23 protein-coding genes are annotated in these 26,652 nt (G+C 56.3%); 18 read left to right on the top strand and 5 right to left on the bottom strand.

Going from position 1 to position 26,652, the window contains the following annotated elements; genetic code table 11:
• Entirely contained in the window at positions 1-1,212 is a 1,212-nt protein-coding gene (locus IDL90_RS11680) for a glycosyltransferase (protein ID WP_187994429.1), read from the top strand.
• Here IDL90_RS11680 and IDL90_RS03985 read toward each other — a convergent pair.
• A complete protein-coding gene (locus IDL90_RS03985) occupies positions 1,205-2,182 on the bottom strand; it encodes a glycosyltransferase (RefSeq protein ID WP_187994428.1) in 978 nt (325 codons plus the stop codon). The two genes, IDL90_RS11680 and IDL90_RS03985, sit on opposite strands and share 8 nt — an antisense overlap.
• Before the next feature lie 139 nt (positions 2,183-2,321).
• On the opposite strand from IDL90_RS03985, the gene IDL90_RS03980 reads away from it, so the two are divergent.
• The 3 genes from IDL90_RS03980 (at position 2,322) to IDL90_RS03970 (ending at position 4,364) form a co-directional block, all read left to right on the top strand.
• Entirely contained in the window at positions 2,322-2,759 is a 438-nt protein-coding gene (locus IDL90_RS03980; protein ID WP_182141805.1) for a CrcB family protein, read from the top strand.
• A complete protein-coding gene (locus IDL90_RS03975; RefSeq protein ID WP_187994427.1) occupies positions 2,756-3,118 on the top strand; it encodes a CrcB family protein in 363 nt (120 codons plus the stop codon). Before IDL90_RS03980 ends, IDL90_RS03975 begins: the two co-directional genes overlap by 4 nt.
• Before the next feature lie 169 nt (positions 3,119-3,287).
• Positions 3,288-4,364, top strand: a complete 1,077-nt coding sequence (locus IDL90_RS03970) for a D-glucuronyl C5-epimerase family protein (protein WP_187994426.1) — start codon at positions 3,288-3,290, stop codon at positions 4,362-4,364.
• 38 nt (positions 4,365-4,402) lie between these two features.
• Here the strand turns inward: IDL90_RS03970 and wecB are convergent, their stop codons facing one another.
• A complete protein-coding gene (gene wecB, locus IDL90_RS03965; RefSeq protein ID WP_187994425.1) occupies positions 4,403-5,476 on the bottom strand; it encodes a non-hydrolyzing UDP-N-acetylglucosamine 2-epimerase in 1,074 nt (357 codons plus the stop codon).
• Positions 5,477-5,597: 121 nt separating this feature from the next.
• Here wecB and IDL90_RS03960 point away from each other — a divergent pair, with 121 nt between their 5' ends.
• Both IDL90_RS03960 and IDL90_RS03955 read left to right on the top strand, forming a co-directional pair.
• Positions 5,598-6,887, top strand: coding sequence for a nucleotide sugar dehydrogenase (locus tag IDL90_RS03960; RefSeq protein ID WP_187994424.1), 1,290 nt, complete (start codon positions 5,598-5,600; stop codon positions 6,885-6,887).
• Complete coding sequence (locus IDL90_RS03955; RefSeq protein ID WP_187994423.1) at positions 6,888-8,873, top strand: DUF6541 family protein; 1,986 nt, start codon at positions 6,888-6,890, stop codon at positions 8,871-8,873.
• On the opposite strand, the gene IDL90_RS03950 is transcribed toward IDL90_RS03955, so the two are convergent.
• Both IDL90_RS03950 and IDL90_RS03945 read right to left on the bottom strand, forming a co-directional pair.
• Positions 8,870-10,717, bottom strand: a complete 1,848-nt coding sequence (locus IDL90_RS03950; protein ID WP_187994422.1) for a rhamnan synthesis F family protein — start codon at positions 10,715-10,717, stop codon at positions 8,870-8,872. The genes IDL90_RS03955 and IDL90_RS03950 overlap by 4 nt on opposite strands.
• Positions 10,714-12,408, bottom strand: a complete 1,695-nt coding sequence (locus IDL90_RS03945) for a rhamnan synthesis F family protein (RefSeq protein WP_187994421.1) — start codon at positions 12,406-12,408, stop codon at positions 10,714-10,716. Before IDL90_RS03945 ends, IDL90_RS03950 begins: the two co-directional genes overlap by 4 nt.
• A 184-nt stretch (positions 12,409-12,592) precedes the next feature.
• On the opposite strand from IDL90_RS03945, the gene IDL90_RS03940 reads away from it, so the two are divergent.
• The 11 genes from IDL90_RS03940 (at position 12,593) to IDL90_RS03895 (ending at position 24,532) form a co-directional block, all read left to right on the top strand.
• Positions 12,593-13,516: an ABC transporter permease gene (locus tag IDL90_RS03940; RefSeq protein ID WP_223175173.1), complete on the top strand. Its 924-nt coding sequence runs from the start codon at positions 12,593-12,595 to the stop codon at positions 13,514-13,516.
• The gene (locus tag IDL90_RS03935) at positions 13,516-14,760 is read left to right on the top strand and encodes an ABC transporter ATP-binding protein (RefSeq protein ID WP_187994419.1); all 1,245 of its coding nucleotides are present in this window, start codon (positions 13,516-13,518) and stop codon (positions 14,758-14,760) included. Before IDL90_RS03940 ends, IDL90_RS03935 begins: the two co-directional genes overlap by 1 nt.
• 49 nt (positions 14,761-14,809) lie before the next feature.
• Positions 14,810-16,441 carry a DUF2142 domain-containing protein gene (locus tag IDL90_RS11445; RefSeq protein ID WP_316930277.1) on the top strand — a complete coding sequence of 544 codons (1,632 nt, stop codon included), beginning with the start codon at positions 14,810-14,812 and terminating at the stop codon, positions 16,439-16,441.
• Complete coding sequence (rfbA, locus tag IDL90_RS03930) at positions 16,353-17,171, top strand: glucose-1-phosphate thymidylyltransferase RfbA (RefSeq protein WP_259349594.1); 819 nt, start codon at positions 16,353-16,355, stop codon at positions 17,169-17,171. Before IDL90_RS11445 ends, rfbA begins: the two co-directional genes overlap by 89 nt.
• A gap of 37 nt (positions 17,172-17,208) precedes the next feature.
• Complete coding sequence (locus tag IDL90_RS03925; RefSeq protein ID WP_182141814.1) at positions 17,209-17,958, top strand: glycosyltransferase family 2 protein; 750 nt, start codon at positions 17,209-17,211, stop codon at positions 17,956-17,958.
• Positions 17,955-18,353 carry a DUF2304 domain-containing protein gene (locus IDL90_RS03920; RefSeq protein WP_187994418.1) on the top strand — a complete coding sequence of 133 codons (399 nt, stop codon included), beginning with the start codon at positions 17,955-17,957 and terminating at the stop codon, positions 18,351-18,353. Before IDL90_RS03925 ends, IDL90_RS03920 begins: the two co-directional genes overlap by 4 nt.
• 44 nt (positions 18,354-18,397) lie before the next feature.
• Positions 18,398-19,267, top strand: a complete 870-nt coding sequence (locus IDL90_RS03915) for a phosphorylcholine transferase LicD (protein ID WP_182141816.1) — start codon at positions 18,398-18,400, stop codon at positions 19,265-19,267.
• Positions 19,268-19,329: 62 nt separating this feature from the next.
• Positions 19,330-20,529: a lipopolysaccharide biosynthesis protein gene (locus IDL90_RS03910; RefSeq protein WP_259349546.1), complete on the top strand. Its 1,200-nt coding sequence runs from the start codon at positions 19,330-19,332 to the stop codon at positions 20,527-20,529.
• Positions 20,530-20,568: 39 nt separating this feature from the next.
• The gene (locus tag IDL90_RS03905) at positions 20,569-21,678 is read left to right on the top strand and encodes a glycosyltransferase family 4 protein (protein WP_187994417.1); all 1,110 of its coding nucleotides are present in this window, start codon (positions 20,569-20,571) and stop codon (positions 21,676-21,678) included.
• A gap of 122 nt (positions 21,679-21,800) precedes the next feature.
• Positions 21,801-23,597, top strand: a complete 1,797-nt coding sequence (locus IDL90_RS03900) for an NTP transferase domain-containing protein (protein ID WP_316930292.1) — start codon at positions 21,801-21,803, stop codon at positions 23,595-23,597.
• Positions 23,594-24,532 carry a DMT family transporter gene (locus IDL90_RS03895; protein ID WP_187994416.1) on the top strand — a complete coding sequence of 313 codons (939 nt, stop codon included), beginning with the start codon at positions 23,594-23,596 and terminating at the stop codon, positions 24,530-24,532. The genes IDL90_RS03900 and IDL90_RS03895 overlap by 4 nt, the downstream gene beginning before the upstream one ends.
• Here IDL90_RS03895 and IDL90_RS03890 read toward each other — a convergent pair.
• Complete coding sequence (locus IDL90_RS03890; protein WP_187994415.1) at positions 24,529-25,512, bottom strand: glycosyltransferase family 2 protein; 984 nt, start codon at positions 25,510-25,512, stop codon at positions 24,529-24,531. The genes IDL90_RS03895 and IDL90_RS03890 overlap by 4 nt on opposite strands.
• A gap of 129 nt (positions 25,513-25,641) precedes the next feature.
• Here IDL90_RS03890 and rfbB point away from each other — a divergent pair, with 129 nt between their 5' ends.
• Positions 25,642-26,649, top strand: a complete 1,008-nt coding sequence (gene rfbB / locus IDL90_RS03885) for a dTDP-glucose 4,6-dehydratase (protein ID WP_182141821.1) — start codon at positions 25,642-25,644, stop codon at positions 26,647-26,649.
• Positions 26,650-26,652 lie beyond the last annotated feature (3 nt).

The raw sequence follows: 26,652 nt of genomic DNA, 5'->3' as shown, positions 1-26,652 counted from the left end.
GTGAAGAAGGACCGTCTCATCGGGCCAAAGGTGACAATCGTTAGCCGTATCTTCCTCCCGGAGCCCGCCGCGGCGTCTTTCCGACTAGGGGCTGTTCATCGCGCCCTCATTGAAGATGGTGCTGAGGTGACCGTGCTGACTACGCAACCTGCCCCATCCTCTGAGACGGTTTTGGCGACGGCATCACCTCAGATCAAACGCTGGCCGGCACTTCGGGACAAGACGGGCTACGTGCGTGGGTATTTGCCCTATATGTCCTTCGACATTCCACTGTTTTTCCGGTTGCTTGTAGAGCGCCGTCCCAACGTGATTCTCGTTGAGCCGCCTCCGACAACCGGCGCGGTCACCCGTGTTGCAGCCGCACTAAAGCGTGTTCCTTACGTTTGGTACGCCGCAGATGTGTGGTCTGATGCAACAGAGGTAACTGGTGCACCACCAATCATCGTCAGCGTCCTTCGCTTCATTGAGAGATTTGCGATTCGCGGTGCATCTGGCGTGATCGCTGTCAGCGACGGGGTTGCTCAACGCGTGGCAGAGCTTGGTGGGACGAACATCCGCGTAATCCCCAACGGGATTGATACCGACGTTTACACAACGGACGTGCAGCCACTGGACACAGACGAGTTAGCAGAGTTAGGAATAGTCTCTCCTTATCTCATCTACGCAGGTACCGCATCGGAATGGCAAGGCGCCAGGGTCTTTGCGCAGGCCATGCGGAGTCTCGCCTCCACCGACCACAACCTGCAAGTGGTGTTTGTCGGTCAGGGAACAGAGTGGGATGCGATTAGGGAGATCGCAGCAGAACTCCAGACAACGCATGGTAGAGACGTGATCATCCAGGTTCCACCTTGCTCGCCTTCGCGCGTGGCTCACCTGCTCGCGGGTGCGGAAGGTGCACTGGTTTCAATAGTTCCCGGCCAGGGGTACGATTTCGCCTACCCGACCAAGGTTCTCGCATCACTTTCTGCAGGAAAGCCGGTGCTGTTTGCCGGAAGGGGACCCGTTGTTGATGACATCGATACTGCTGGTTTGGGGATTGCAACGAGCCATGACCCCGTCAGCGCAGCTGAGGGGATGACTTCACTTCTCAAAGCCGATACCCAGCGGTTTCCCAAGGAGATGCTTCGCGACTGGGTAGTGAAGAACCGCTCCATGGGACGAATGGGGCAGAAGGCGGCAGATTTCCTGCTCAGTATTGGTCGAACTAGGTAAGAATTGTCTTGTAGATTTCCTCAAGCTCATGGAGGCCGCGTTGAGGTGAACGTTCCGCAAGCACCCAGTCACGCCATTCCAGTGAGCTACTTTCAGCATGCTCCGGGTGATTCAACAGATCCTCGACATGCTCACGTGCATTAGCAATTGGGGTTCCAGGACCCGGCACCCCGACTTCCAGAGCCGGATCAATCCACCCAACTAATGGGCGACCGAGGGCGAGACACTGCAAGTCTGACATTCCCAGGGAGCCAAAGGAGAACTGGCCGATGACAACATCAGCAGATTTCAGCGTGCCTTCAAAATCCTCTGAAGTCATCTTTGGGAGCATCTTCACGCCCGCCTCCTTCGCGCTTTTGGCATGCGTTCCCCAGTCCACCCCTACGACCTCGATTCCATCTGCCACAAGGTCTCCCGCGAGGTCGACCAGGCTTTCCCCGCCTTTGGAATCGTCCCAGCGTGCGGAGAAGAAGACTCGACCGGTCGGTGCTTTGGGACTCTCCTGAGCCCGCATGGAGCGGCGGTACGTTTCTGGTGGGAGTGGGTTGGGGACATAAGTTGCAGAGGAGTCCAGCTCTTGTGCGGCTTCAAGTAGATCTGGTGTTGCTACGACAAGTTGTGCCGAGTGCTTCACGGCTGCACGTTCGACGTGTCCTATCAGGGGGCGGTGGAGGTCTTGGCGCAGATCGGTGCCGTGGAGGTGCAACACGTAGGGTGCATTTTTTAGCCAGCCGTAGTATCCGTTAGGACCGTAGTGAATGTGCTGTACCTCCGGCTTGGTTCCATCGCTCAGGTAGCGGAGCGCATCGGTGCCGCGTCTAGCCCAAGCGGAAAGCGACGTGAGTGAGGGTGCGGCCGGGAGATTGCGCAGGGCCCAGCTGCGGCCGTTGGCACGAGCTGTGTGCACCAGGTTGGTTCCAGTTGATGCAACATCGCCCAGATGAAGTACCTTGGTGTCGTTGCTGTACATGTCACTCCAGGTGCGGTTGGGTGTAAGAGCATTTCCGGTTCTGACGGTACCAGCGTCTGCCGGTTAGCGGCAGTTGGGCGGGAGCGACTGGCGAGAGAAACTATAGAAGTCGGCTCTGCGTGGAAGGTTAGGTGGGACCATGGGAAGCAACCGTCGGTACTCCGGTGCGGCACTGGTGTTCTGTGGTGGTGCGCTCGGCACTCTTCTGCGCTACCTGATTGATGTTGCATCTGTTCGCGTCTCTGGGTTCGCCCTCGACATCTTCATCATCAACGTTGTCGGTGCGTTCATACTGGCGTTCTTGGTGGGGTGGATTACGGGGGCAGGGGAGCCGACACGGAATGAACTACGTCTGCGACTGTTTCTGGGTACCGGCGTGATGGGAGGCTTCACAACATACTCGACGCTTGCGGTTGAAACTGCGCACAACCTAGGTGATGGACGCTGGACGAGCGCGCTGGTGTACTCGTTAGGGACAGTTCTGGTTGGTGCACTGCTCAGCGTGGCCGGGGTGTTGGCGGGAAGGCGCGCTGTGCGTGCGCGCAGGCTCGGTCGGGTCCTGGGGGAAACACGATGAACGGCCTGCTTCTCGCGCTTCTGGTTGCCGTCGCCGGAGGATTGGGTGCGACGTTGAGGTTTGTCATCGACATGTCGATTCCCGCGAAGGCTAGAGCACGCTTTCCCTGGGGAACCTGGCTCATCAACATCACAGGCTCATTCGTCCTCGGACTCATCGCTGGTCCGCTCACTGGTGTGGTGTGGGGGCCGATCTTTACGGTTGGGCTGCTCGGCGGATATACGACCTTTTCCGCAGCCAGCCTCGAGACAGTGTCGCTCGCTGAGGACGAGCGTTGGGGGACAGCTCTCTTCTACGGGCTAGGTACCCTGGTAGTCAGCGTGCTTGCTGCGCTGGGCGGAGTCAACCTGACGGTCTAGACGACTTGAGATCTAGTCGAGAGCCCCACGGTCTTGGTGTCAGCGGTCATCAGCTCGCCCCGCGTAAAGAGTCCTGCGCTTCACACCGGACCGGCACTACAAAAACGTGTTATAGAACTGACAAAGCAATCTGACACTTCCCTCCAAATGGATGTGCCAAGATTATCGAATGTCACCACGCCATGCCACACGGGTATCCAAGAGTAAGCCAGATACGTACTGGCGCTTGCTCGCAGCAACTGTCGTCGTATTGGTGAGCGTAGTCCTCGTGGTTTTGGTAATCCACGGTACGGAGCGTGCACCAAGAATTACAGCCCAATCTAGCTCCACATCGCTTCAATATGGAGACGTCGCTGCCGCTTCTCTCCCAGATGGGGTGGCAACGTCTGGTGTCACTCTTTCCCCGCTGGTCATTCGTCCTTACGGGAGGAGCCTGGATAACCTAGCTGATCTTGACGATGCACGGCGTGAGTACGATGAGAACGGCGTAGTCGTGCAGTCATGGCCGGATCACGAGGGCTTCGTGACGCACCCAGTGGGTTTGTCCTGGTACATCGTGTATGCCATAGAGTCCTATTTCACTTCAGGCGAGCTCGAGTACCTGAACAGAGCGGAGCTCAACGCCCAGAAGCTGCTTGATGATTCAGAACTTGTCGATGGTGCCAGATGGTTCCCCTACGACTTCGACCACACATTTCACGGCGTCATTCCTCTGGAGGCGCCATGGTACTCGGGCATGGCGCAGGGCATGGCGCTCTCCGTGTTCACGCGCATGTACGAGGCGACAGGGGACGATAAATGGAAAGTCGCGGCCGACGAGACATTCGCTTCGTTTACCCAGGATGCGTCTGCTGACAGGATGTTCCTAAACATCGATGAAGGGAATCTGTGGTTTGAGGAGTACGTACAGCCTGACTACCCGGCCAGCCACGTGGTGAATGGGCATATGTACGCGATGTGGGGACTATTTGATTACGCCATTCAGTTCGACAATGAGCAGGCCGCAGCGCTCTTCGACGCTGGTGCGACGACGGTTCGCGACTCATTCTCTGAGTGGAGATATGAGAATCAATGGTCGTATTACTGTGCGGGTCAGGTTTGTAAGGATATCGACCTGAGGCCGGAGAACTATCATCGCGGGGTAACATACCAACTTACGGACCTTGCACTCATGACAGGCGACCGCACATTTCTAAACATGGCAGACACATTGGAAGAAGATGCTGCCGTAGCGAGCGGCAGCTGATCTGGCCAACTCCACCCGGTATTTCGGCCTCGATCTAGCTAGTCGGCTGAACTGTGCTCCTTTAGCGCCGCCACCACCGCGTCGGCAGCATGTCCGTTCCCGTACGGTGCGGCGTTGGTAGTGGTGGGACGGGGACGCGTTGCTGCCGCGGTGAGGGCGGGGCCAGGTTCAACGAGGACGTTCCAGCCGAGTTCCACTGTTTCGACCCACTCGGTCTCTGGGCGCACCGTGGTGCAAGGTACACCGAGCAGGAACGCTTCCTTCTGCAGTCCTCCCGAGTCAGTGATGACGCCGCGGGAGTTCATGACGGCAGAGACAAGTTGTGGGTAGGGGATGGAAGCGTGGGCAATCAGGTTCCCGCGGGCAAGAGTCAACCCATGTTCCTCAACTTTGGCTAGGAGTCGTGGGTGGGCGAGGATCACCACTGGATGGTCCACGTTGCCCAGCGACTCAAGGATCGCTTCTAAGCGGGTCGGGTCATCCGTGTTTTCCGCACGGTGAATGGTGGCAACCGAGTAGGTACCCGGCATCAGATCCAGACTGTCCTGGAACGGAGAGTTCTTGCCCTTCACTTTATCCCGGGTCTCGTAGAGGACATCCGTCATCACGTCACCCGTGATCACAACACCCTCGGTAATGCCCTCATGGGCAAGGTGATCGGCGCCAACCGTTGTTGGGGTGAGCAGAAGGTCAGAGGCGTGGTCGGTAAGAACACGGTTGTGTTCCTCCGGCATACGCCGGTTGAAAGAGCGGAGGCCAGCCTCAAGATGAGCCAGGGGAATGTGCATCTTCGCCGCACAGATCGCCGCTGCGAGCGTCGAGTTCGTGTCCCCGTAAACCAGCACCCAGTCGGGATTGTGCTTCGCATAGACGTCGTCGAGGGCGCTCATCATTGCCCCCGTTTGTTTCCCGTGTGATCCCGAACCAACCCCCAGGTGTTCGGCTGGTGCCGAGATCCCCAGGTCCTCAAAGAAAACATCAGAGAGCATCAGGTCGTAGTGCTGACCGGTATGCACGATGACGTGCTCGATGCCCGCTTTCTTGAAGGCCTTATCGATTGGTGCCAATTTGACGAACTGAGGGCGTGCGCCGACCACGGAAAGAACTCGCATGGTGTGATTATAGGCAAGAGCGGGTTTATCTGGTCACAAGCAGGATTGCTGCCGAAGCCCCAACTGTAGACTTGACCCCGGTTGATCCGCGGATACTTGCACGGAATGAAAGGCACACTTCATGCGCGTAGCAGTTGTTGCTCTTGGAAAGATCGGTTTGCCACTGGCAGTCCAGTTTGCTGACGCAGGCTGCGAAGTGGTGGGCGTTGACGTTAATCAGCACACGGTTGATCTGGTCAATGCGGGTATTGAGCCGTTCCCCGGGGAAGACTTCTTACAGGAGAAGCTGTCCGTCCTCGTTCCCGCCGGACGACTGCGGGCCACAACCGACTACGCAGAGGCCATTCCCGGTGCGGACGCTGTCGTCCTGGTCGTTCCTCTGTTTGTAAATGATGAGACCTGGGAGCCCGACTTTGGCTGGATGGATGCGGCCACCGCTTCGCTTGCGGAACACCTCACCCCCGGAACCCTGGTTTCCTACGAGACAACCCTCCCGGTGGGAACAACACGCAACCGTTGGAAGCCAATGATTGAGCAGATCTCCGGTTTGAAAGAGGGCGTGGATTTCGACCTCGTCTTCAGCCCCGAACGTGTCCTGACCGGTCGCGTGTTTGCCGACCTGCGCAAGTACCCCAAACTGGTTGGCGGACTGTCGGACCGTGGAACCAAGGCAGGCATTGAGTTCTACAAGCAGGTGCTGTCTTTTGATGAGCGTCCCGACCTTCCCCGTGAAAATGGAGTGTGGGACATGGGCAGCGCCGAGGCCGCGGAGATGGCCAAGTTGGCTGAGACAACGTACCGCGATGTCAACATTGGTTTGGCTAACCAGTTTGCCGTTTACGCAGACAAGGAAGGCATTGACGTCAACCGCGTAATCGACGCCTGCAACTCCCAGCCCTACAGTCACATTCACCGCCCCGGAATTGCGGTTGGTGGTCACTGCATTCCGGTTTATCCACGCCTCTACCTGTCGACGGATCCCGATGCTTCGATCGTGCGGACCGCGCGCCAGTTCAACGCGGCAATGCCCGACTACGTGGTGTCCCAGGTGAAGAGCCTGGTTGGTCCTTTGAAGGGCCAGAAGGTTGCCGTGTTGGGTGCTTCCTACCGTGGCGGCGTCAAAGAGACCGCGTTCAGCGGCGTTTTTGAAACTGTTGATGCGCTGCGTCGTGAGGGCGTCGACGTAGTTGTTGAAGACCCCATGTACGAGGACGAAGAACTGGCCGCCTTTGGCTGGGATCCCTACCACGTTGGTGAGGACGTTGACGTGGTGATCGTACAAGCCGATCACAAGAGCTACGCGGATCTTTCCCCACGCGACTTCCCCGGCATCAAACTCCTCTTTGACGGGCGCCGCATCACGAACCCGGACAACTGGGTTGGTACGCCTCGCCTGGTTATTGGGGAGTAGATGGCGGGGGGTATATCGGTGCTGGAGTGGTTCACCCTGTTGGGTTTGGTCCTTGGGATCGTGGTTCTCATAGGGGCACTCGGGTACCTCCCTTTGCGAATTCTCGGTCTCCGGAGCCCGCAGGCTGTTGTTCTGTCGCCACCAGTGGGATTGGGCATTCTCGGACTTCTTACTCTGGTCAATGGCGTAGTCGGCTGGAGGTGGTCCTGGTGGCAGGTTTGTATCACCCTCGTACTTCTCATAGCAGCATTCCTCCTAGCGGAATGGAAGGACGCTGCTCGAGGGCCAAGATTGAGTGTTCCGGAGATCAGTGGACGCACCGCGCGACTGGTGGTTGTCGGCATCTTATTGTTTGCGGTTATACAAACCGTAGCGCTCGTCATCACTTGGCCGGGAGCAGCAGCGATCCAATCATTCGGTGATGCACAGTTCCACTACAACGGAATCCAACTGTTGCTTGATGGTGCAAGTACCAGCCCGTTTGGCGGCCTATCTGCCATGTACGATCCTGGTGGGCAGGGTGCGGTTTACTACCCAACCTTGTGGCACTCACTGGTATCGCTATTCTCCTTCGGAGATCGAATAGTGCTCGCCTCAAATGCTGCAGTGATCGCGACGGGCTCAGTCTTCTGGCCCTGGTCGCTTGCGATGCTGGGACTTATAACGGCGCCAAAGTCTCGCTTTGTAACCCTGTTCGTACCATTATTTGCGCTACTGTGCACAGTTTTCCCCGGAAACTTGGTGTTCCGAACTTCCATTCATCCGCTGGGGTTGGGCCTGGCGTTCCTGCCAGCCGGAATTGCGATCGTGCTTCTGATTGTCGATAATGCGCGTTCTCCTGCGGCCTATTTCCTCGGAGTTCTGGCGGCAGTTGGTCTCTTCGCAGCGCACCCGAGCGTTGGGCTGCTGCTGATGGTGGTAGTGGGGATTTCGATCTTGGGTGCTATCTTGCAGCTCTCCGCCACCCTGTGGTCGCGGGGGGCAAAGATGGCGTCTTCCTCGGTGGTCATCATTGCTAGTTTGGCAGTATTTACGCTATTTGCCGTGGTCTTGCGCAGTGACTATGTGAACAACCTCGGAATGTTCAGCCGTGAGTCAAAGGCATATACAGAGGTTGTCGCCACGCTCTTAAGTGGGACGCTAGCGTCAGCCCCATTGTTTCCGAATGTTTCGTTAGTGCTTCTGTGGTTGTGTGTTTTTGGGTTCGCAATACTTGGGATATGGACGATGCGCAACTTTGGAGCGGCTCGCGTGCTGCTGGCGTCAGGACTCACCTACGGGTTGCTATTTGTACTCGCCGGTGGACCCGAAAACCGCTTACGCGCACTGACTGGTCCGTGGTGGAAGGACGATACACGCCTCCTCGTGCCTTTCCTCATAGTGACGCTCGTCTTCGCATCGGTAGGGGCCAGCCGAGTAGTATGCCGACTCATCGACCCTCCAATTGAAGATCGTCGACGTTGGTTCGGGTTGGTTGGGTTCGCCTCCTTGCTGCTGGTCGTGGTAATTGTCTTGCCGGCTGCCCTTTCCACGGGACGAACGCTAGGCGGATACGCAAAGCTCGGCTACAGTCTCGATCCTCGCGTGCCGTCAGTCTTGGACGAAGACAGGGTCGTTGTGCTCGAAGCAGCTAGTGCCGCATTTGAGGACGGCGAAGTGCTGGTAGGTTCCTACTCCAGTGGTGTGGGTTTCGTGTCAGTATTCGGTGGGGTCGATTCTTTCTACCCACGCCCCTTGTACAGCTCGGGAGACCAGAGTCTGCTCGCGACTGAATTTGATCAGATTCTCACCGACCCTCAAGTGTGTGAGGCGATTGAGCGTCACGGTATCGTGGGCCTGATGATTGACAGTGGAACTCCGGTGAATCGGCGAGATCCCGCATATGCGGGCTTCTACAACGTGGATGTTGGGTCAGGGTTCGAGCTTGTTGCCCAATCAGGTGGCATATCACTGTGGCGCATAACTGCATGCGATGATACGAACTAGGCGCCTCTTATAGATGCGATCTTTGACCTGATTGCGCGCCTAGTTTTCTTCCCAGCCATCCATCCAGCGGTTAGAGACTCCCCAAACCTAGGGAAGCGTGCGCTGACGCGTCGCTGTACTAGTGATCGAATGGATGTCACTGGAGGGACGCCGGAAGCTCCGGCGTCAAGCATTTTCACTTGCTCAAGAACGTGTGGATGAATATACGAAGAGCTTGTGTCTAGCTTGTACTCGAGAGTAACCGCCGATATTTCTGCCAATTCTGGAGTTTGAACGCAACGAGAGTAGTAACCCTGGCTGTAGACGACATAGCTGTATAGGCGTTCGAGGACGTGTGCCAGGGATCCGTCGCGGTAGTTGTCGCCTCTTGGAAACTCGTTGGGCCTGAAATTGGCATCAACAAGCGGAAGCAGTGCTTCGCGCCGCGCGATGAACATGCTGCCGTATGGCGATAGGGGAGTGTGTGTGTCGAAGGGGATATCTATCCCGAGTCGCTTCCCCAATCTTTCGGCGGGGAGGCGATTAGCTGTCCACCCGTTGCCCATCGTCGGGAGCCCCATGTGGATCACGGGAGGAAAGACCATTCCGAGCTGCGGTTCATTCGTGAAACGGTTGTAGATGTGAGCGACGTGATTGGAGGAAGAAAAAAGATTCTCGAAGAGGTGGCTGCGGAACCACGAGCTGACGCTTTGAGGGTCCTGGACAGATCGCTTCGAGTGCATCTTGACAACCAGATCGAGTTCTACATCCCGGATGACATCACCGCAATCCACCAGGAACGCTGAGATATCACGCCCGTCATTTGTAGCGACTGTGCGGACTTCAATGTGGTCGAAATGCGCTTGATATGGGAGTTCCTTCAGGGATGCTTCGAGCCTCGCTTGCTTCTCAGCGGAATCAGTTGTGATAAAGAGAGAGACGGGTGACGGGATGTTTGAGGCATAGCGAACCATCTCGCGGAGCATGTCAGGATAGAACACGTGGGCGCATACTGCAGTCTTCAGGGTGTTCTTGTGCTTGGGCGCTACACCTTGGGGTATATCCAGAAGTGCGATATTTGTATACCAGACTTGCGGTGGAACAGCATGGGTCAGGTGGCTCCAGAAAATGTCGAGTGGGTATCCGCTCTTCACTACTTCACTGTATGCGGTGCGCGCGCTCACGGCCCACCGTTCCAAGAGTAGCGGATCAGAAGTGAACGTTGCCCAAGGGATTAGTGGGATGCCAGCCGTGGAGGAACGCAAGAAATAGTCTTCGTCGGAGTTTCCATAGAGCCAACCGGGAGTGAGACCTGCCGGTGCTAGTGCCAGCAGAAGATCACGGAGACTAGACGCGCCGTTGAGGGCCACCAGGAGCTCTGAGGATCGAAGCGTGTTGTGGGAAAGCTGCAAGAACTGAGGCTCAAGCGCCAGGGACTCAGTGCCCTGTTCTCCGTCGTACGTTGGATCGGGCTTGGTGAGGAAACGGATCGATCTCCCCGGGGCATCAAGGCGTGAGAAAAGATCGTCAAGGTCGGAAAGTGGACCGATGAGGCCATCGGTTACGATGAGAATCTCCTCCCCGAGCTGGTGTGTCAAAGAGGGTGAGGCTGCTGCAAGCGATGCGAGGATCCCCGCGAGTCCGCGATCTCGGTCATAAGGCAGGTGAGTCATACCCGAGTCTGAAACTCTGAGCGATGAGTTGGCGCGGTTAGCTGGTACCGCAATGAGGGTCGACGAGCAGTAGGGACGAAGCGCTGAAAGGAGATACTGGCCAGCAGCGTCAATGTCCTCTGTTGTGGCTTTTGAGTCAGCTGCTGCGAAAACCAGTGTCCGTGATCGCGTCGCACGACGATAGGCCGTCATTTCTCAACCCGCCTCATGCCCGAAATCGCGGATCTCGCTTGCAGTTCTAGATTATGCACGCGATCAAATGTTCCTGGGGATAGGTTCTGGATCGCTTTACCGATCCTATTTTTCAGGGTCGGAGCAATCACATGTCCCGAATACGGGTAGTGCGTGTAGTCGCGGAAGATTCTGGGAGTATGCGAGTAGAGATCTACGACGAAAAGTAAACTCGTCTGGGCCTCTGTAAGACTCCCTGTCTCACCAACGAAGAAGCCCCCGTTGCGTGCTATGTCCCCCGTCAGCATGTCCAACATTTGGTGAAGTACCTCGTCATCACCTACGAGGTCAACAAGTGATTTCCACCCTCCACCCCTAACTATTGCCTCCCTCAGGAGTTCCACCACCTCTCGGCGGTAGGCCGCTGCTCCACGGTAGGGCGCCACGGGAGATGTCTGGCTGAACTTCCCCGTCAGCTCGAGCTGGTCCGCCAACTTCATTGAAAGGAGTGAGCTACCAAACCAACTTCGCCCTCGCACTGCAGTACCGACGACCTGCACGTACGGGTAAACGGCTCCAAGTTTTGAGTGAGCATCGAACAGTCCGACGATGAATTCTGGATCAGCTGTGATGGCCTCAGTGACGTTCTGGTATCGGAGCTGTATCCCGTCTGCGCGCAAACCGGGCCTAGGAGGTCTGGGAGCAATTATGAGGATGTCTGCCTCGCCCATGAGTGCGTCGATTCCGCGTTCAGCGAGGGTCTTCCATGGATGTGACGTTCGACTTCTGAGTGCTACACGGTCACCTTGGAGTTCGATCACATTGGGTTGGATGCTCTCCTCAAGAGGGTCCGTAACCCGGATGTAGCTTGCGCCGATTCCTTCAGTAAGCTCTCTCGTGGTTGTTCGTCGAACGACACCCTCAACTATTAGGTCCTCGGGGTATCCTCGACGCTTTGCTTCCTCTGTTACCGCGGCGGTTACTATGCCTTGGTCAACTAGAGCGGGCACATCATGGAAATAGAGACGCTTCTTGAATAGTGGGCAACCATCTTGGAGAAGACCAACAGGTGCCTCCATGGTGGCGTTTGAGACTCCGTAGTTGGCAGCCGGGAAGGCGGCTTGCCAGGTGAATCCGAGGTCCGCGAAGTACCTGGTGAACTCGCATTCGAACTGAGTGACGACCTCCGAGTAGGAAGTCGGGTCCTTCAATGACTTCCAGTAGCGTCGAAACTCGGGGCTGCGCAGGATGGGCCCCCGTATCGACAACCAATAGGACTGCAAGTGTTCCGGCATCGTTCCGCGACCTGTGTACGGATGAGGCGAGACTGCGGGGTGATCGGTGATACCCCACAAGTCAACGTCAACTGAGTCCATACGGTCCAGAAGCGGCTCAAAAGATCCCACCGGGCCAAAAAATGTGTAGTTCACTAGGAAGAGCTCGTCGACACCTGCAAGCGTGTCCCATCCGAGAAACTCGAGTGCGTCTCTGTAGGCGCCAACATCGAATCCCACGTTGTCACGCTCTAGGACGTCGTCTGCGATCGCCCTGACAGCCTCGAGTGAGCTCGCCTGTAGGGACCCATTCACAACAACCAGTATGTTCTCCACAAAGAAACGGAATCCACGAAGGGTGTGAAGGACGGAGGTATCGCAAACGCCATCTGCGTCGTACAACAGGAATACCAGTGTTCTATTTAGTTCAGTCTTCACACCAACACCGTTCCTTATTACACGCTTCCATGCCACTTGATTGTTCACAGCCTACAGAAATGATGGCCGTTAGACACTGAATGCAGCCAGACCGAATTCGGGAGACGCGCGTAGATGGTTATCATTGTCTTCATGGCACCGACAGAACTGTGTGGTACGCGGTCTTTTCAGGATGGAGTCCGCTGTGTCTGAGGACTCCAAGATCGTAGATGCGCGCTATAAGCGTCTTGAAAATCTTCCGCTCGTGAGTTACCGCCGCAAGGAGAATGCGGTAACTGGGTTCTTCGGCGCCATTCGTGAAGTTTTTTCCCGTCGCGAACTACTTGGGCTTCTTGTACGGCGGGAGTTGGTTGGAAGATACAAGGACAGCACGCTTGGTCTTGTATGGTCGATGATTCGTCCACTGACTCAGCTCCTCATCTACTACCTGGTGATGGGGGAGTTCTTAGGTGCAGCGAGAAACATAAACAACTTCGCGATCTTCATCTTCTCGGGCCTCACCATTTATGGCTTGTTCTCCGAGGTCGTGAACACGATGACCAGTTCGATTATCGCGAACTCCGGACTCATCAAGAAGATCTATCTTCCCAGGGAGATTTTTCCAATTGCCGCCGTGGGTGCTGCACTCGTGAATTTCGGGCTGCAGATGGTTATTCTCTTGGTTGCTGCGGCGTTCGTCGGAACAATCGTGTTCGGCGCTAACCTTCTTTTCTCACTGCTCTCTGTGCTTATTGTCCTCCTTTACGGTGTTGGGCTGGGACTCTTCCTTGCGGCTTGGAATGTCTACCTCCGAGATATCCAGTTCATGGTCGAGGTTGTTGTCATGTTGCTGATGTGGTTTAGCCCGATTGTCTACTCCTGGACCTTTGTGGCCGATGCGTTCTCAATGCGCGGTCTTGGCTGGCTCACAAATGTGTACATCAACAACCCAGTAACGCTCGCAGTTCTTGGTTTTCAAGAGGCTTTTTGGGCGGGTGCAAGCGATGGGGTTATTCCTGATGACTTGGCATTCCGCATGGGTATCGCGAGCGTGATCGGCGTCTTTGTTCTCTGGTGGGGACAGCGTGTCTTCGCCCGACTTCAACCAAACTTTGCGCAGGAACTCTGATGACTCAAGAAATCCCGTTTACAGAGGGTCATGACGAAGGCTCACACCTACCACCTGGTCCAGAGATAGCAATAGTGAAGGACGCCTCTAAGTTCTTTGTTCTCCGTAAGGATAAATCGGTCAAGGATCGGGTCCTCCACCCGGGAGAGTCAAAGAAGCACGAGGATAGGTTCTGGGCGCTGAAAGGTATCTCACTCAAGTTCAAGGCGGGTACGACTGTTGGCTTGATTGGGCCAAATGGTTCGGGTAAGTCAACACTATTGAAGATGATCGGCGGTATCATCCAACCTGATGAAGGCATGGTTGAGACCCGTGGTCGACTTGCAGCGTTGCTTGAGCTTGGAGCTGGCTTCCACCCGGATCTGACCGGGCGTGAGAACGTCTACTTGAACGCATCGATCCTCGGCATGTCACGAGCAGAGACAGACGCAAAGTTCGAGAGCATCGTTGCCTTCTCAGGTATTGCGCAGTTCATTGATACTCAAGTGAAGTTTTACTCCTCCGGCATGTACGTGCGCTTGGCCTTCGCAGTCGCAGTCCATGTCGATCCGGATATTCTCCTTGTTGATGAAGTTCTTGCGGTTGGAGACGAGGCCTTCCAGGAAAAGTGCCTCAAGAAAATTCAGGAGTTTCAGGCAGAGGGCCGCACTATCATTATCGTCTCGCATGCGATGGGGCATATTACTTCGTTGTGTGACAGGGCGGTTGTCCTCCACAAAGGCACGGTTGCTTTTGATGGGGACCCAACTGAAGCGGTTCAGGTCATGAGGACAGGTCTGTTCATTGAGGGCTCAGAGGGAGTCTCAGTCGCCACTCGCCGCGATGATGTTGAGGAAGGTGACGAACCTGTCATCGTCTCTGTCGTTCCTCGAACAGAAGGTAAAGCACTGACCCCAGGTGATGATCTAACCGTTGATGTAGAGCTGTTCGTGCCACACCAAGTGTCACAATGGGATCTGACACTCTCAGTCAACAATTCCCTGGGATCAACGATCCTCATTACCAGCGCACACGCCGCCGGACTCAAAGGTGCGGTCCTAGAGGGGCACCAGACGGTTCGATTCGTGCTCCCGAGCTTGTCGCTGACCGACGGCGGTTACTCTTTGACAACAGTGCTTTACGATAGTTTCCAACGCGAGACATCTAGGAGCGAAGGTACCGCAGCCTTCAAAGCCCGGTCTGGCTCTGAGAGCATAGGAACGGTCTATTCGAAAGTAGTCGGTTCTTTACCGCCGGCCAAGTGATTGGAATTCATTGTTGAAGAGTGAGGACACTACACGCGTTCGGAGCTTGGTGGCTGGTCTTGTCGGCACACTATGTATTCTCGTTGGGTTTCTGACATGGGCGCTAGTCTCACCTGTGGGAGGCTCCCCGGACGATGACTACCATCTGGGCAGCACCTGGTGTCCTAATCCAGTTGAGGGCGGCTCTTGCGATGTGGTGGTGTCGAATGGTGAGGTAACCAAGATCGTTGTACCTGAGACGGTGTACATGTCTCAAGACTGTTGGGCGTTCCATCCCGAGACGTCGGCAGCCTGCACGGACGATCTTGCCGATGACGTATATGTCCCCTCATACCGATTTGATGATGGAGCATACCCTCCGGGATACTACCGCTTCCACCACACCTTAGTCGGCCCAGACGTTCACAGGTCGGTCGTGATGATGCGCTTTGCCAACGTTATCCTTGGTCTCGGTGGTGTTGTCGCTGTCGGGGCATTGTCTGCACCGCGGGCTCGACAGAATCTGATTCTGGCCACCGTTGCGGCATGGGTTCCAATGGGGGTGTACTTCGTCGCGTCGAACAACCCCAGCAGTTGGGCCATCAGCGGCGTTCTGATCTACGGGGGTGCGCTTGTCTCAGCCGCAGGCTCTTCCCATTGGCGCAGATGGACCTTACTCGCCTTCGCGGTTATGGGCGCCGGGATGGCGATGATGAGCCGTCCTGACGCCGCCTTCTACCTGCTGATTGTGACGTTGGCTCTCTGGCTGTTGGTGCCATTCAGGAAGAACCTGATGCCCGAGGTCATCCTCTCGGGCATCGCTACGGGACTGGGACTCCTTGTTCTCCTATCATCCACGCAAGCCGACAACCTCACGGGGGACGGAGGATGGCCAGTGGATTTGAATGCCTCCACACTAGAAGTGCTCGTGGACAACATAGCCTCTCTCCCTGCGTACGCAGCATCCCTTTGGGGTTTGGGGATGGGCCCGGGTTGGTTGGATGTTCCCCTAACCGGCTGGGCGACCCTGGTAATGGTCATAGTATTTGGTGCTCTCTTGTTTGCAGGAGCTCATGACATCTCGTGGCGAAACGGGTTCGCCGCCATGGTCGTGTTCGGAGCTCTCTACGGGATTCCCGTGGTAAGCATGACGCTTCGGCACGTGGCGCCGGTAACGTACTACCAAGGTCGCTATATGCTGCCACTTCTCGCTTTCGCATTGCTAGTGTGGGTCCAGCCAGGCACCAAGAAGCCGTTGGGACTCTCCTTGGGACAGACGATCGGGATCGCGGGGATTGCTTCGGTGGCAAACGCATCCGCTCTTGCCACCACGATTCTCAGATTTGCAAGCGGGGTCACCTCGGACGGTATGAGTTCCGCGGCAGGGGAACCCTGGTGGCCATGGGCGATAGGACCTCGAGTCGTTTGGATCGTCGGAGCCCTGTGCATGACTGTTGGTATCTTCGTCCTGATGACGTTAGTCGCGCATCAGTCAAATCTCGTGACAGACACCTTGGTAGAGTTGAGTGGATCAACCGAGAGTACGAGGAAGGGTCGCAATGAAGGGAATCATTCTGGCAGGCGGGTCGGGCACGCGGCTACACCCGCTCACGCTGGGCACATCGAAGCAGCTGATGCCGGTGTACGACAAACCGATGATCTATTACCCGCTGACGACACTGATGCTGGCGGGAATCAATGAGATCCTCATAATTACCACCCCTCATGACGCTGCCGGATTTGAGAGGCTGCTGGGAGACGGGTCCCAGTTCGGCATCAAGATAACTTACGCGCAACAAGCTGTTCCCAATGGTCTTGCACAGGCATTCGTCATCGGGGCGGACTTTATTGGAGATGACAAGGTTGCGCTCGTCCTCGGCGATAACCTCTTTTATGGTCCCGGTATGGGGTCTCGACTCTCACGCCTTACAGATATCAAGGGTGGTGCCGTCTTTGCGTACCGCGTGTCCAACCCTTCGGCATACGGGGTCGTGGAGTTTGACCGCGACAACAGAGCGGTCTCTTTGGAAGAGAAGCCGGCTGCGCCTCGCTCGCACTACGCGGTCCCGGGTCTGTACTTTTACGACAACACGGTTGTCCAGATAGCTAAGGATCTGGAGCCATCTGCCCGCGGCGAGTACGAGATTACGGACGTCAACAAGGTTTACCTTGATAGGGGGGATCTCGCTGTCGAGGTCCTTCCCAGGGGCACCGCATGGCTTGACACCGGAACTTTCGACGATCTGTCAGATGCCGCGGTATTCATTCGTACCGTTCAAGATCGTCAGGGAATGAAGATTGGCTGCCCCGAAGAAGTGGGCTGGCGTAAGGAATTTCTGACGGATGAGGAACTGCGAGAAGTAGCTCTTCCCCTGGTCAAGTCAGGTTACGGAGAATACCTCCTCGACCTGATTGAGCAGGGCCGGGACTAGGGGCCCAAGCGCGTCTCACGACGGTGTTGGGGATCAAATGAATGAGAAGGTGATTGCCTCCGGAGAGCGACTTTTGGTCGTGATTCCAGCTTGGAACGAAGCCAGCGTGATCGGTGACGTTCTCACTGAGCTCCGTACAGCAGTACCGTGGGCAGACGTCGTTGTCGTCTCCGATGGTTCTGTGGATGACACGGCGAAAATCGCTAGGGACGGTGGTGTGAAGGTGCTCGAGCTACCGTTGAACCTGGGGGTTGGTGCGGCCATGCGCACGGGGTACTTATATGCGCGTCGCAATGGCTATGACTGGGCCCTACAGCTGGATGCAGACGGTCAACATGATCCCGCTGATATTCCTCGCCTCCTGGATGCAGCAAGAGCGGCGGATGCAGACATTGTGATCGGGGCGAGGTTCGCGGGCACTGGAAGCTACCAGACTAAGGGCCCTCGTCGATGGGCAATGAGTTTGTTGTCAGCTGTCCTCTCGCCGGTCACCAAAGCCAAATTGACGGATACCACGTCAGGGTTCAAGCTAAATTCCAAGAAGGCAATTGAGTTGTTCTCGGTGGATTACCCGGCAGAGTACCTGGGAGACACGATCGGTGCTTTGACAATCGCCGCGCGACGCAGGCTCAAGATCATTCAGGTTCCAGTGGAGATGAGGCCCAGGGCGGGCGGTGAGCCGTCCCACGGTGCACTAAAGTCAACGCGTTTCCTACTTCGAGCGTGGTTTGCGCTCGCGATAGCGCTCACGCAGAGACCTCTATCTGTGGGGGGCGCAGGAAAATGAGCAGCACGAGCTACATTTTCGGCATTGTGTTCTCGCTGGTAGTCTTCGCAGCGATTTTCGTTAACCTTCGCTCAGGACGCATGAAGGAGAAATACGCGACCTGGTGGATTGTGATCGGCATCGCCGTGGTACTGATTTCCGTGTTCCCTCAAATACTCTCCTTCCTCTCACGACATCTCGGTGTCGAAGTCCCCTTCAACCTCGGGTTGTTTGCCGGAGGTATCGTATTGTTGCTCATCACGCTGCAGTTCAGTGTCGACCTGTCGAAGAATTCGGACTCGGACAGAAGGCTGGCTGAGGAGATCGCACTGGTATCCGAGAGGGTGAGGGTGCTAGAGGAGGTGCGGGACGTCGAGGAGGAAAACGGCCAGGAGGAGCCCGACGCGGGGTTCTAGGCCCAGTTCGAGATGATACGTGGGAGTGCCCGCTAGGAGGAACCGTGTTTAAGGATTATGATGACCCGGATTTGCTTCGGCGCATCCAAGAGTTACTGACGAGGATCTTGAAAGAGTTCGATCGTGTATGTGCAGAGGTTGGGACTCCCTATGTCGTCTACGGGGGAACCGCTCTGGGTGCGGTTCGCCACGGCGGATTTATCCCGTGGGATGATGACGTCGACGTATGTATGCTGCGACGCGACTACGAGCGGTTCCTTTCGCATGCTCCGGGCGTATTAAAGCCAGAGTATGTACTCTCGAACTCTCGCGTAGACGCTGAGTTTCCCAACATGTTCTCTGTTCTGGGACTCCGAGACACGGAGTTCATCTCCGAATTCATCAAAGACAGTCCGTACAAGATGCGGCTCTCGATCGATATATTCCCCCTCGACAAGGTTCCGCGGGAGACATGGCGGTACCGATTGCAAGCTCGGGAGGCTTGGTTCTGGGGGCGCATGATGTACTTGCAGGGGACTCCACGCCCGTACTTGAGCCTCGAGCCTGCCGTAACAAGGGCAGTGCATTCTGTGACGGGCCTTGTGTATCGGGCACTAAAGGGCCTTCACGTGGGTCCCACAGTCCTGCAGAACCGATGGGAGAAGGCAGCGAGACGTTTCGAGCAAGAGCCTGGGAACAGGCACACCGACTTCACGGATATGAATCCAATGGCATGGGAGGTCGCAGAAGGTGATCTCTTTCCATCAGTGTCAGCTCCATTTGGGGACATCGAGGTGCAGCTCCCCAACAACTATGAGGCGATATTGACCCGCGGCTACGGCGATTACATGGAGCTACCACCAGAGAATAAGAGAAAGAACCACCAGCCATACCACGTGGACTTGGGCCGCTACGCAGAAGTCGACCCGGATTAGTGGGATCTAGCGGCAAGTCCCAACTGGGACGGGACTATTTCTGGAACACGGCGAGCAGCCTCATGGGATCGCTATCGATGGTGCTGATGCTCATCGTGGTGACGAGGGCGGCCGGTATCGCTGCCGCTGGCGTCTACTCTCTGGCGACAGCGGTGGGTCAGCAATTCCAAACCGTGGGCGCCTATGAAGTTCGCCCCTACCAGGCAACCGATGTTCGCCACCGCTTTTCCTTCGGAACCTACTATGCTACGCGCCTGGTCACTCTCGTTGTAATGGTCGTGGGAATTGTGGCCTATGCTCTGGTGACCGGCAAAGGCCAACAGAGCGCCATCGTGGTGATCCTCGTTGCTTCACTTCGTGTGTTCGACGCATTCGAGGATGTGTTCTATGGGGAATTTCAGAGGATCGGTCGGCTCGATATCGCGGGGCGTGCCAACTTCTTCCGAGTGCTGGTAACCACAACGGTGTTCACTGTCCTGATTTTCGTTACGCGCGACCTTGCGACTACGACCATTGTGACCATCATTGTGACCGCTTTGGCCGTTGCTTTCTTGATTGTGCCTCCGGCCAAGGGCCTGTTTCCACTGCGGCCTGCATTTAGTGTGGGTCCGGTGCGCTCTCTCTTGATCGCCTGCCTACCTCTTTTCTTGGCAGCCTTCCTGGCAATGTACTTGACGAACGCACCACGCTTCGCCATTGAGGCATTCATGGACTCAGCACAGCAGGGCTACTACGCCATACTTTTCATGCCGGCATTGGCAATCAACATTCTTGCCATGTTTGTGTTCCGTCCCCTACTCACTCGTATGGCAACATACTGGGCCGCGGGAAATCGTGCAGGGTTCACAAGGCTAGTCAAGAGGGGCATTCTGGGTGTGGGACTAGCTTTTGCCCTAACTTTCATTGTGGTCTATTTCCTTGGCGTGCCAATACTGAACCTGCTTTACAGCGTAGACCTTTCCGAGTATCGCCGGGAGTTGCTAGTCATAGTCGTAGGTGGCGCCATGAACTCTCTAGCAGTCATTTTCTACTACGCGCTGACAACTATGCGGCAGCAACATCTATTGTTGGGAGGGTATCTCGCCAGCGCGGGTCTGGTATGGGTGTTGTCCCGAGTCCTTGTGCCAACTAGCGGGATTATGGGAGCTGCTCTTTCATACTCCTTGGCCATGATGGTTCTAGCCCTTGTGTTCGCTCTATCATTTATGCTCATGAATCGAGGGGCGCCCCGGGGAGTGGCGCAGACGCCCCCAAAACTGTAACGGGCAGGCATTTCGTCTGGGTGGTCATTGAGGAGCCCCATGAGAATCGCAATCATCACAAACACGTATCCGCCGAGGGTTGGTGGGTTGGAGCAACATCTGCAACAGCTAGCAACTGGCTTGGCAAAGCTAGGCAATGACGTCACGGTGATAACCATCGACGAGCAACCCGGAACTCGACTTGAGAATGGCGTGCGGATCCTGATCGGTAAAGCACACTTGCCGATTTCCGGCGTCATTAGCTTCCCGACACTCGGAACCACGAGGCGATTGGCATCGTTTCTCAGTGAGGGCGCATTTGATGCGGTCTCCGTCCATACTCGCTTCTTCCCGATGACCTTCGTGGGTCTGCGTGCTGCGCATATGGCTTGCATTCCCGTGGTACACACCGAACATGGAAGCGGCTACGTTGCGAGCTCTTCCACAATCATCGCCCTAGCAAGCAGGGTCGTGGACAACACGCTTGGTCGATACGTTTTGCGCCATGCGGAGCGAGTACTTGGTGTCTCGCAAGAGGCTGCTTCCTTTGCGCGACGATTGGGGGCGAAGGAGCCCAAGGTTTTCTATAACGCGATTGGGCCGCGTCTCTCCCCGGCCGAAGTCCCGGATCGTCCGGAACGCTTAGTCTTCGTTGGGCGTCTCGTTGATGGGAAAGGATGGGATACCTTCCTACGGGCTGTCGCTCGCCTCCGCGACCATGGTCGCGACATTGAAGGAATCATCCTGGGAGACGGATCTGACTTTGACGCAGCGCGAAGCCTCGCCGAGGAGCTCCGAGTGGACGATGTGGTGCAGCTCCGTGGACGAGTTTCACCCGAGCATGTTCGGAGCGAGATCAGCGGAGCTACTCTCGTGAACCCGACTGTGCTGTCCGAGGGGTTCCAAACAACAATGCTGGAAGCGCTCGCTGAGGACGGGCGTGTGGTCACGTTCGATGTCCCAGGCGCGAAGCTGCTTCGAACGCAGGGCATGCCTGTGTTGATAGCTCCGCAAAAGTCAACCGATTCGCTGGTTGAGACGCTCGAATTGCTGCTCGATGATCCGCCGCCAGCGGCGAGTGCTGGGGCCCTTTCTCCCTGGACCTGGGAAGAGCGGCTGAGAGAATTCTCCGGTGTCTTGGCTGACGTTGCACCTACATCTATCCGGTGATCATCCGGAATGAACTGTGACAATCTCGCGAGTCTGTGACAGTGTCGTAACCTAGATGTTCGATTCTGTTCACAAATGCGTTATATTCGAACGTGGTTCGATATTCGATTCTGGTGAACGAGGTGTCCTCTTTGTTGTCACAAAATCAGTTTTCAGTGCTGTTTGCCCTCCAGAAGACGCACGAAGGTCTTACGCAGCGGGAAATAGCAGAGAATGCGGGACTAGCTCTGGGAACAGTCAACGCGGTCGTCCGTGAGTGCGCCGCCCTCGGATACATCGTTGACCGCCAACTGTCCTCGAAAGGTCTCGAAGCGTTGCAACCGTACCGGGTTGAGAACGCGGTGATAATGGCCGCGGGGCTTTCCCAGAGGTTTGCACCCATATCCTATGAGAAACCGAAGGGCCTCCTTCGTGTCCGCGGCGACGTGCTGATAGAGAGACAGATTAAACAGCTCCATGAGGCTGGGATCATGGACATCTCAGTTGTTGTTGGGTACAAAAAGGAGTATTTCTTCTACCTGGCCGAGAAGTATGGTGTGGAGATCGTCATCAATGATGAGTACGCAACTCGCAACAACAACGGCACACTCTGGGCAGTTCGAAACAGGCTTGCCAACACATACATTTGTTCTTCAGACAACTACTTCACATCCAACCCCTTCGAAACCTACGTCTACCAGTCGTACTACTCTGCGCAGTTTGTTGAGGGAACAACGGATGAGTGGTGCATCGAGACTGCTCAGAACGGTTTGATCACCGGAGTCGAGATCGGTGGCGAGGATTCTTGGATCATGCTCGGACACGCCTACTTCGACAGGGAGTTCTCCAAGCATTTCCGAGAGATTCTCGAAACGGTCTACACCCGCCCGGAGACAGTGGGCAAGCTGTGGGAAGAGATCTTCATAGACCACCTTGATGTCCTTCCGATGGTTGTTCGCCCGTACCCGGAGGGGCTGATCAACGAGTTCGATTCACTGGATGAGTTACAAGGCTTCGACCCGCTCTTCATTGAAAACGTCGATTCTGAGGTATTCGACAACATCGTTGAAGTGCTCGACACCACGAGATCAGAGGTCGGCAACTTCTATCCGCTGAAACAGGGGATCACCAATCTGTCATGCCACTTCAGCGTGGGTGACGAGGAGTACGTCTACCGCTATCCAGGAGTCGGGACCGACAAGATGATCAACCGTGGTGCTGAGCAGGCCGCCCTTGAACTAGCCAGCGACCTTGGTTTGGACTCGACATTTATGCACATGGACGCGAAGCGAGGTTGGAAAATCTCACGATTTATCCCTGAGGCACGAAACCTCGATGTATCAAACCCGCAGGAGCTCTCAAACGCAATGAAGATGCTGCGGACGCTTCACCACTCCGATGCGACGTTGGACCGGCACTTCGACTTTATTGACGAGGGATTAAGGTATGAGAGTCTCCTGTTACAGCACGGGCCGATTGACCTGCCCGGATACCAGGAGTTGCGGACCAAAGTCCTGCGGCTCAAGGAGTATGCAGATGCGGACGGTTTCCCCCTGGTGCCGGGCCACAACGATTTCTTCCACCTCAACTTCCTCGTTGAATCAAGCAATGAAATGCACCTGATCGACTGGGAGTATGCGGGAATGTCGGACGAAGCAAATGACTTTGGGACACTCACTGTCTGCTCGGAACTAACTGAGGACCAAGCCAACCAGGCGTTGGAGTACTACTTCGGACGTGAAGCCTCTCCTCGCGAGCGGCGCCACTTCTGGTCTTACGTTGTTTTCGCGGGATGGTGCTGGTACATCTGGGCTCTCGTCAAGGAAGCGGAGGGCGACAACGTCGGAGAGTGGCTGTACATCTACTACAAGCATGCTGTTACCTATGTTGACCGTCTCCTTAGTGAGTACGAGGACGTGTCAGAGGTGGTTGCGCCGTGAAGTTTGGACTCGCAAGTGGGGCACTTTGGGGCCTTGACACTGTCATTCTTGGCATGGCCCTTTTGCTCATCCCCTTCCTGGGATCTCCCGATGCAGCTCTTGCAAGTGCTGCTTTACATGACACCGTCTGTGCGCTGCTCCTTCTGGTCTTCATGGGGTTCAAAGGGCGCCTCCGTGACACTCTCACGGCTGCTCGTACCAAGAGCGGACGCGCCGTCATGGTGGCGGCACTGTTGGGTGGACCAGTAGGTATGACCGGATATCTGATCGCTATCAACAATATTGGGCCGGGCTACACCGCTATCATCTCCTCCTTCTATCCCGCAGTTGGAACTGTCTTGGCGGTTGTCTTCCTTAAGGAGCGCATGCATCCACGCCAAGTAGCTGCACTGGCGGTTGCGTTGTCTGGAATCATCGCGATTGGTTACTCTTCCGCGACCGCGGACCTTCCAGGGAATGCCTGGCTGGGTATCCTCGCCGCACTGCTGTGCGTGTTCGGGTGGGGGTCAGAGGCGGTCATCCTCGCGTGGGGTATGCGTGATGACAACGTAGATAACGAGACAGCTTTGCAGATCCGCCAGACTACCTCCGCCCTCGTCTACATGCTGGTGGTGGCTCCCGTGTTCGGCGTTCTTGGCTTTGCCCTGAAGGCGAGCATCACCCCGGCAATGGGCGTACTCGCCGTTGCTGCACTGGCGGGGACGGCCTCGTACCTGTTCTACTACAAGGCAATTGCGACGGTGGGGGCGTCGCGAGGTATGGCCTTGAACATTTCCTACTCCGCATGGGCCGTCATCTTCGGCTTGATACTCATGGGCACGGTACCGGGCTTCCTGCAGATCTTCGCATGCATCGCAATTCTCATTGGCACAGTATTGGCGGCATCCCCAAACTGGAAGGACTTGAGCTTCAAGGGGATCTCCAAACCGGCCTAGTACTGCCCTCCCACACCGCGGAGCCCATCGCGCAAAGCCCGCGAGAAGGGGACGACACGCGTGGTGCGGCCGGGAGTGAGCAGGTAGTACCCCATGTACTTTGTCATCCACCACAGGTAGCGCTGCTTCCACCTCTTCGGGAGGAAACTGGCTGACTGCAGAAGCAGGGTATTTCGCATCATGTAGTAGTTGCGGATGGGAGAGTGCACGTGCACGGGCTTCTTGCGTCCTGGGACTTGAGCGACCTCGTCTCCCAACGAATGGTAGATGGGGGCATTGCCGCTAACCAGGATGCGGTACCCCTTCTCAACTGCGCGAAGGCACCATGCTAGATCAACGTGGTCAATGAACAGCGCTTCGTTCATGGGCCCGACATCGTCCAGTGCACTCATGGAGATCAGGCAGCCAGAGGCGAGAACAAACGGTACCGCCAGGGCTTCTCCGCGTTGAGGAACGCGGGTGCGGATCGCCCCCCACTTGGTGAAGGAATAGACGAGGGCGTTCCCGACATCGCCGCCACGACCATCCAGAGGTACCGGGCCGACAGCCGCCACGGGTCCATCAACGGCTGAGGATGGGAAGCATGCCATGGCTTCACCATCATTTGGTTGAAGCAGAGAGAGCCGCGTTGGCCGACCCGGCAGAGGAGGTTCCTCAAAACAGTCAAGAAGCTCTTCGACCATGTTGGGCGCCAGAGTTGAGTCTTGGTCAGAAAGCAGAACATAGGTGGCGCCCTCGTTGCGCGCCCAGATGATCCCCTGATTCTGTGCCGCAGCGATCCCGCGGTTCATACCTAGAGGTAGACAGTGGACTCCAAACTCCCTTGCTTCCTCCTCCACATCCTTGTGGTTCGCAGAGCCATTGTCGACGATCACCACGTCGTCCACCTGCGGGGAAAGTGAGCCCAGCAACGACCTAAGTTCATCCATCGTTGGGTTGTATGTGACCACGACTGCAATCACATTTTGGCCCTGGGTCATCAGACCTCCATTTCCCGGCGCGTAAGCCCGGCTAGACTGGGAACGACCTACCTCAAGCCTAGTGGGAGTAATACTTAGTTCCTGCCTGATCTTGGCGGAACGCTGACCGGCCTCATTGAAGGAGCACAAATGCGCATTGTCGTAACCGGCGGAGCAGGTTTTATCGGAGCCAACTTCGTTCATACACTCTTGAATGATCATCCAGAGGTGGATGTAGAGGTGTTGGACGCCTTTACGTACGCGGCAAATGAAAAGTCACTGACCGATGTAACGCCCGAGCAAGCCAAGCGGCTCACCGTCATCAAGGGCTCAGTTACTGACGCCGACCTGGTGGATGAGGTCGTCAAGAACGCGGATGCCGTGGTGCACTTCGCCGCCGAATCCCACAACGACAACTCAATCAGTGGACCAGCCCCGTTCATTCAGACAAACCTGGTGGGGACGTTCACGCTACTTGAGGCAGTGCGCAAGCATGACACCCGCTTCCACCACGTCTCCACAGACGAGGTGTACGGAGACTTGGAGCTTGACGACCCCGCGAAGTTCACGGTGGAGACGCCCTACAACCCGTCCTCGCCCTACTCGGCATCCAAGGCCGGCTCCGACATGCTGGTGCGCGCATGGATCCGCACCTTTGGGATCCCCGCGACCATCTCTAACTGCTCCAACAACTACGGGCCCTACCAGCACATCGAGAAGTTCATTCCCCGCATGATCACCAACCGCCTGGTTGGTATCCGTCCTCGTCTCTACGGCGAGGGCGCGAACGTGCGGGACTGGATCCACGTCCTCGACCACAACGACGCTGTCTGGGAGATCCTGCAGCGCGGAACCCTGGGGGACACCTACCTGATCGGGGCGGACGGAGAAACCTCAAACAAAGAAGTTGTCCACATGCTCAATGAGATCATGGGGCACCCTGCGGACGACTACGACCATGTGAGCGACCGTGCGGGACATGACCTGCGCTACGCGATCGACGCCACGAAACTGAACGAGGAGCTGGGATGGTACCCCTCATTCACTTCCTTCCGTGAGGGCTTGGAAGAAACCGTGCGTTGGTACACGGATCACGAGGACTGGTGGAAGGGCGAAAAGGAGCGGGTTGAAGCGGACTACGCCAAGAAGGGTCACTAGGGT

Source organism: Schaalia sp. JY-X159 (assembly GCF_014525425.1).
Taxonomy (GTDB): Bacteria; Actinomycetota; Actinomycetes; order Actinomycetales; family Actinomycetaceae; genus Scrofimicrobium.
This window is presented reverse-complemented; position numbering and strand designations above follow the sequence as displayed.

What these genes read in the sequence shown, in the direction of transcription:
- rfbB (WP_182141821.1), top strand. Translation starts at nt 25,642, where the DNA reads ATGCGCATTGTCGTAACCGGCGGAGCAGGTTTTATCGGAGCCAACTTC.
- wecB (WP_187994425.1), bottom strand. Translation starts at nt 5,476, where the DNA reads ATGCGAGTTCTTTCCGTGGTCGGCGCACGCCCTCAGTTCGTCAAATTG.
- IDL90_RS03960 (WP_187994424.1), top strand. Translation starts at nt 5,598, where the DNA reads ATGCGCGTAGCAGTTGTTGCTCTTGGAAAGATCGGTTTGCCACTGGCA.
- IDL90_RS03920 (WP_187994418.1), top strand. Translation starts at nt 17,955, where the DNA reads ATGAGCAGCACGAGCTACATTTTCGGCATTGTGTTCTCGCTGGTAGTC.
- IDL90_RS03975 (WP_187994427.1), top strand. Translation starts at nt 2,756, where the DNA reads ATGAACGGCCTGCTTCTCGCGCTTCTGGTTGCCGTCGCCGGAGGATTG.
- IDL90_RS03955 (WP_187994423.1), top strand. Translation starts at nt 6,888, where the DNA reads ATGGCGGGGGGTATATCGGTGCTGGAGTGGTTCACCCTGTTGGGTTTG.
- IDL90_RS03935 (WP_187994419.1), top strand. Translation starts at nt 13,516, where the DNA reads ATGACTCAAGAAATCCCGTTTACAGAGGGTCATGACGAAGGCTCACAC.
- IDL90_RS03905 (WP_187994417.1), top strand. Translation starts at nt 20,569, where the DNA reads ATGAGAATCGCAATCATCACAAACACGTATCCGCCGAGGGTTGGTGGG.
- IDL90_RS03890 (WP_187994415.1), bottom strand. Translation starts at nt 25,512, where the DNA reads ATGACCCAGGGCCAAAATGTGATTGCAGTCGTGGTCACATACAACCCA.
- IDL90_RS03985 (WP_187994428.1), bottom strand. Translation starts at nt 2,182, where the DNA reads ATGTACAGCAACGACACCAAGGTACTTCATCTGGGCGATGTTGCATCA.
- IDL90_RS03970 (WP_187994426.1), top strand. Translation starts at nt 3,288, where the DNA reads ATGTCACCACGCCATGCCACACGGGTATCCAAGAGTAAGCCAGATACG.
- IDL90_RS03980 (WP_182141805.1), top strand. Translation starts at nt 2,322, where the DNA reads ATGGGAAGCAACCGTCGGTACTCCGGTGCGGCACTGGTGTTCTGTGGT.
- IDL90_RS03950 (WP_187994422.1), bottom strand. Translation starts at nt 10,717, where the DNA reads ATGACGGCCTATCGTCGTGCGACGCGATCACGGACACTGGTTTTCGCA.
- IDL90_RS03910 (WP_259349546.1), top strand. Translation starts at nt 19,330, where the DNA reads ATGGGATCGCTATCGATGGTGCTGATGCTCATCGTGGTGACGAGGGCG.
- IDL90_RS03925 (WP_182141814.1), top strand. Translation starts at nt 17,209, where the DNA reads ATGAATGAGAAGGTGATTGCCTCCGGAGAGCGACTTTTGGTCGTGATT.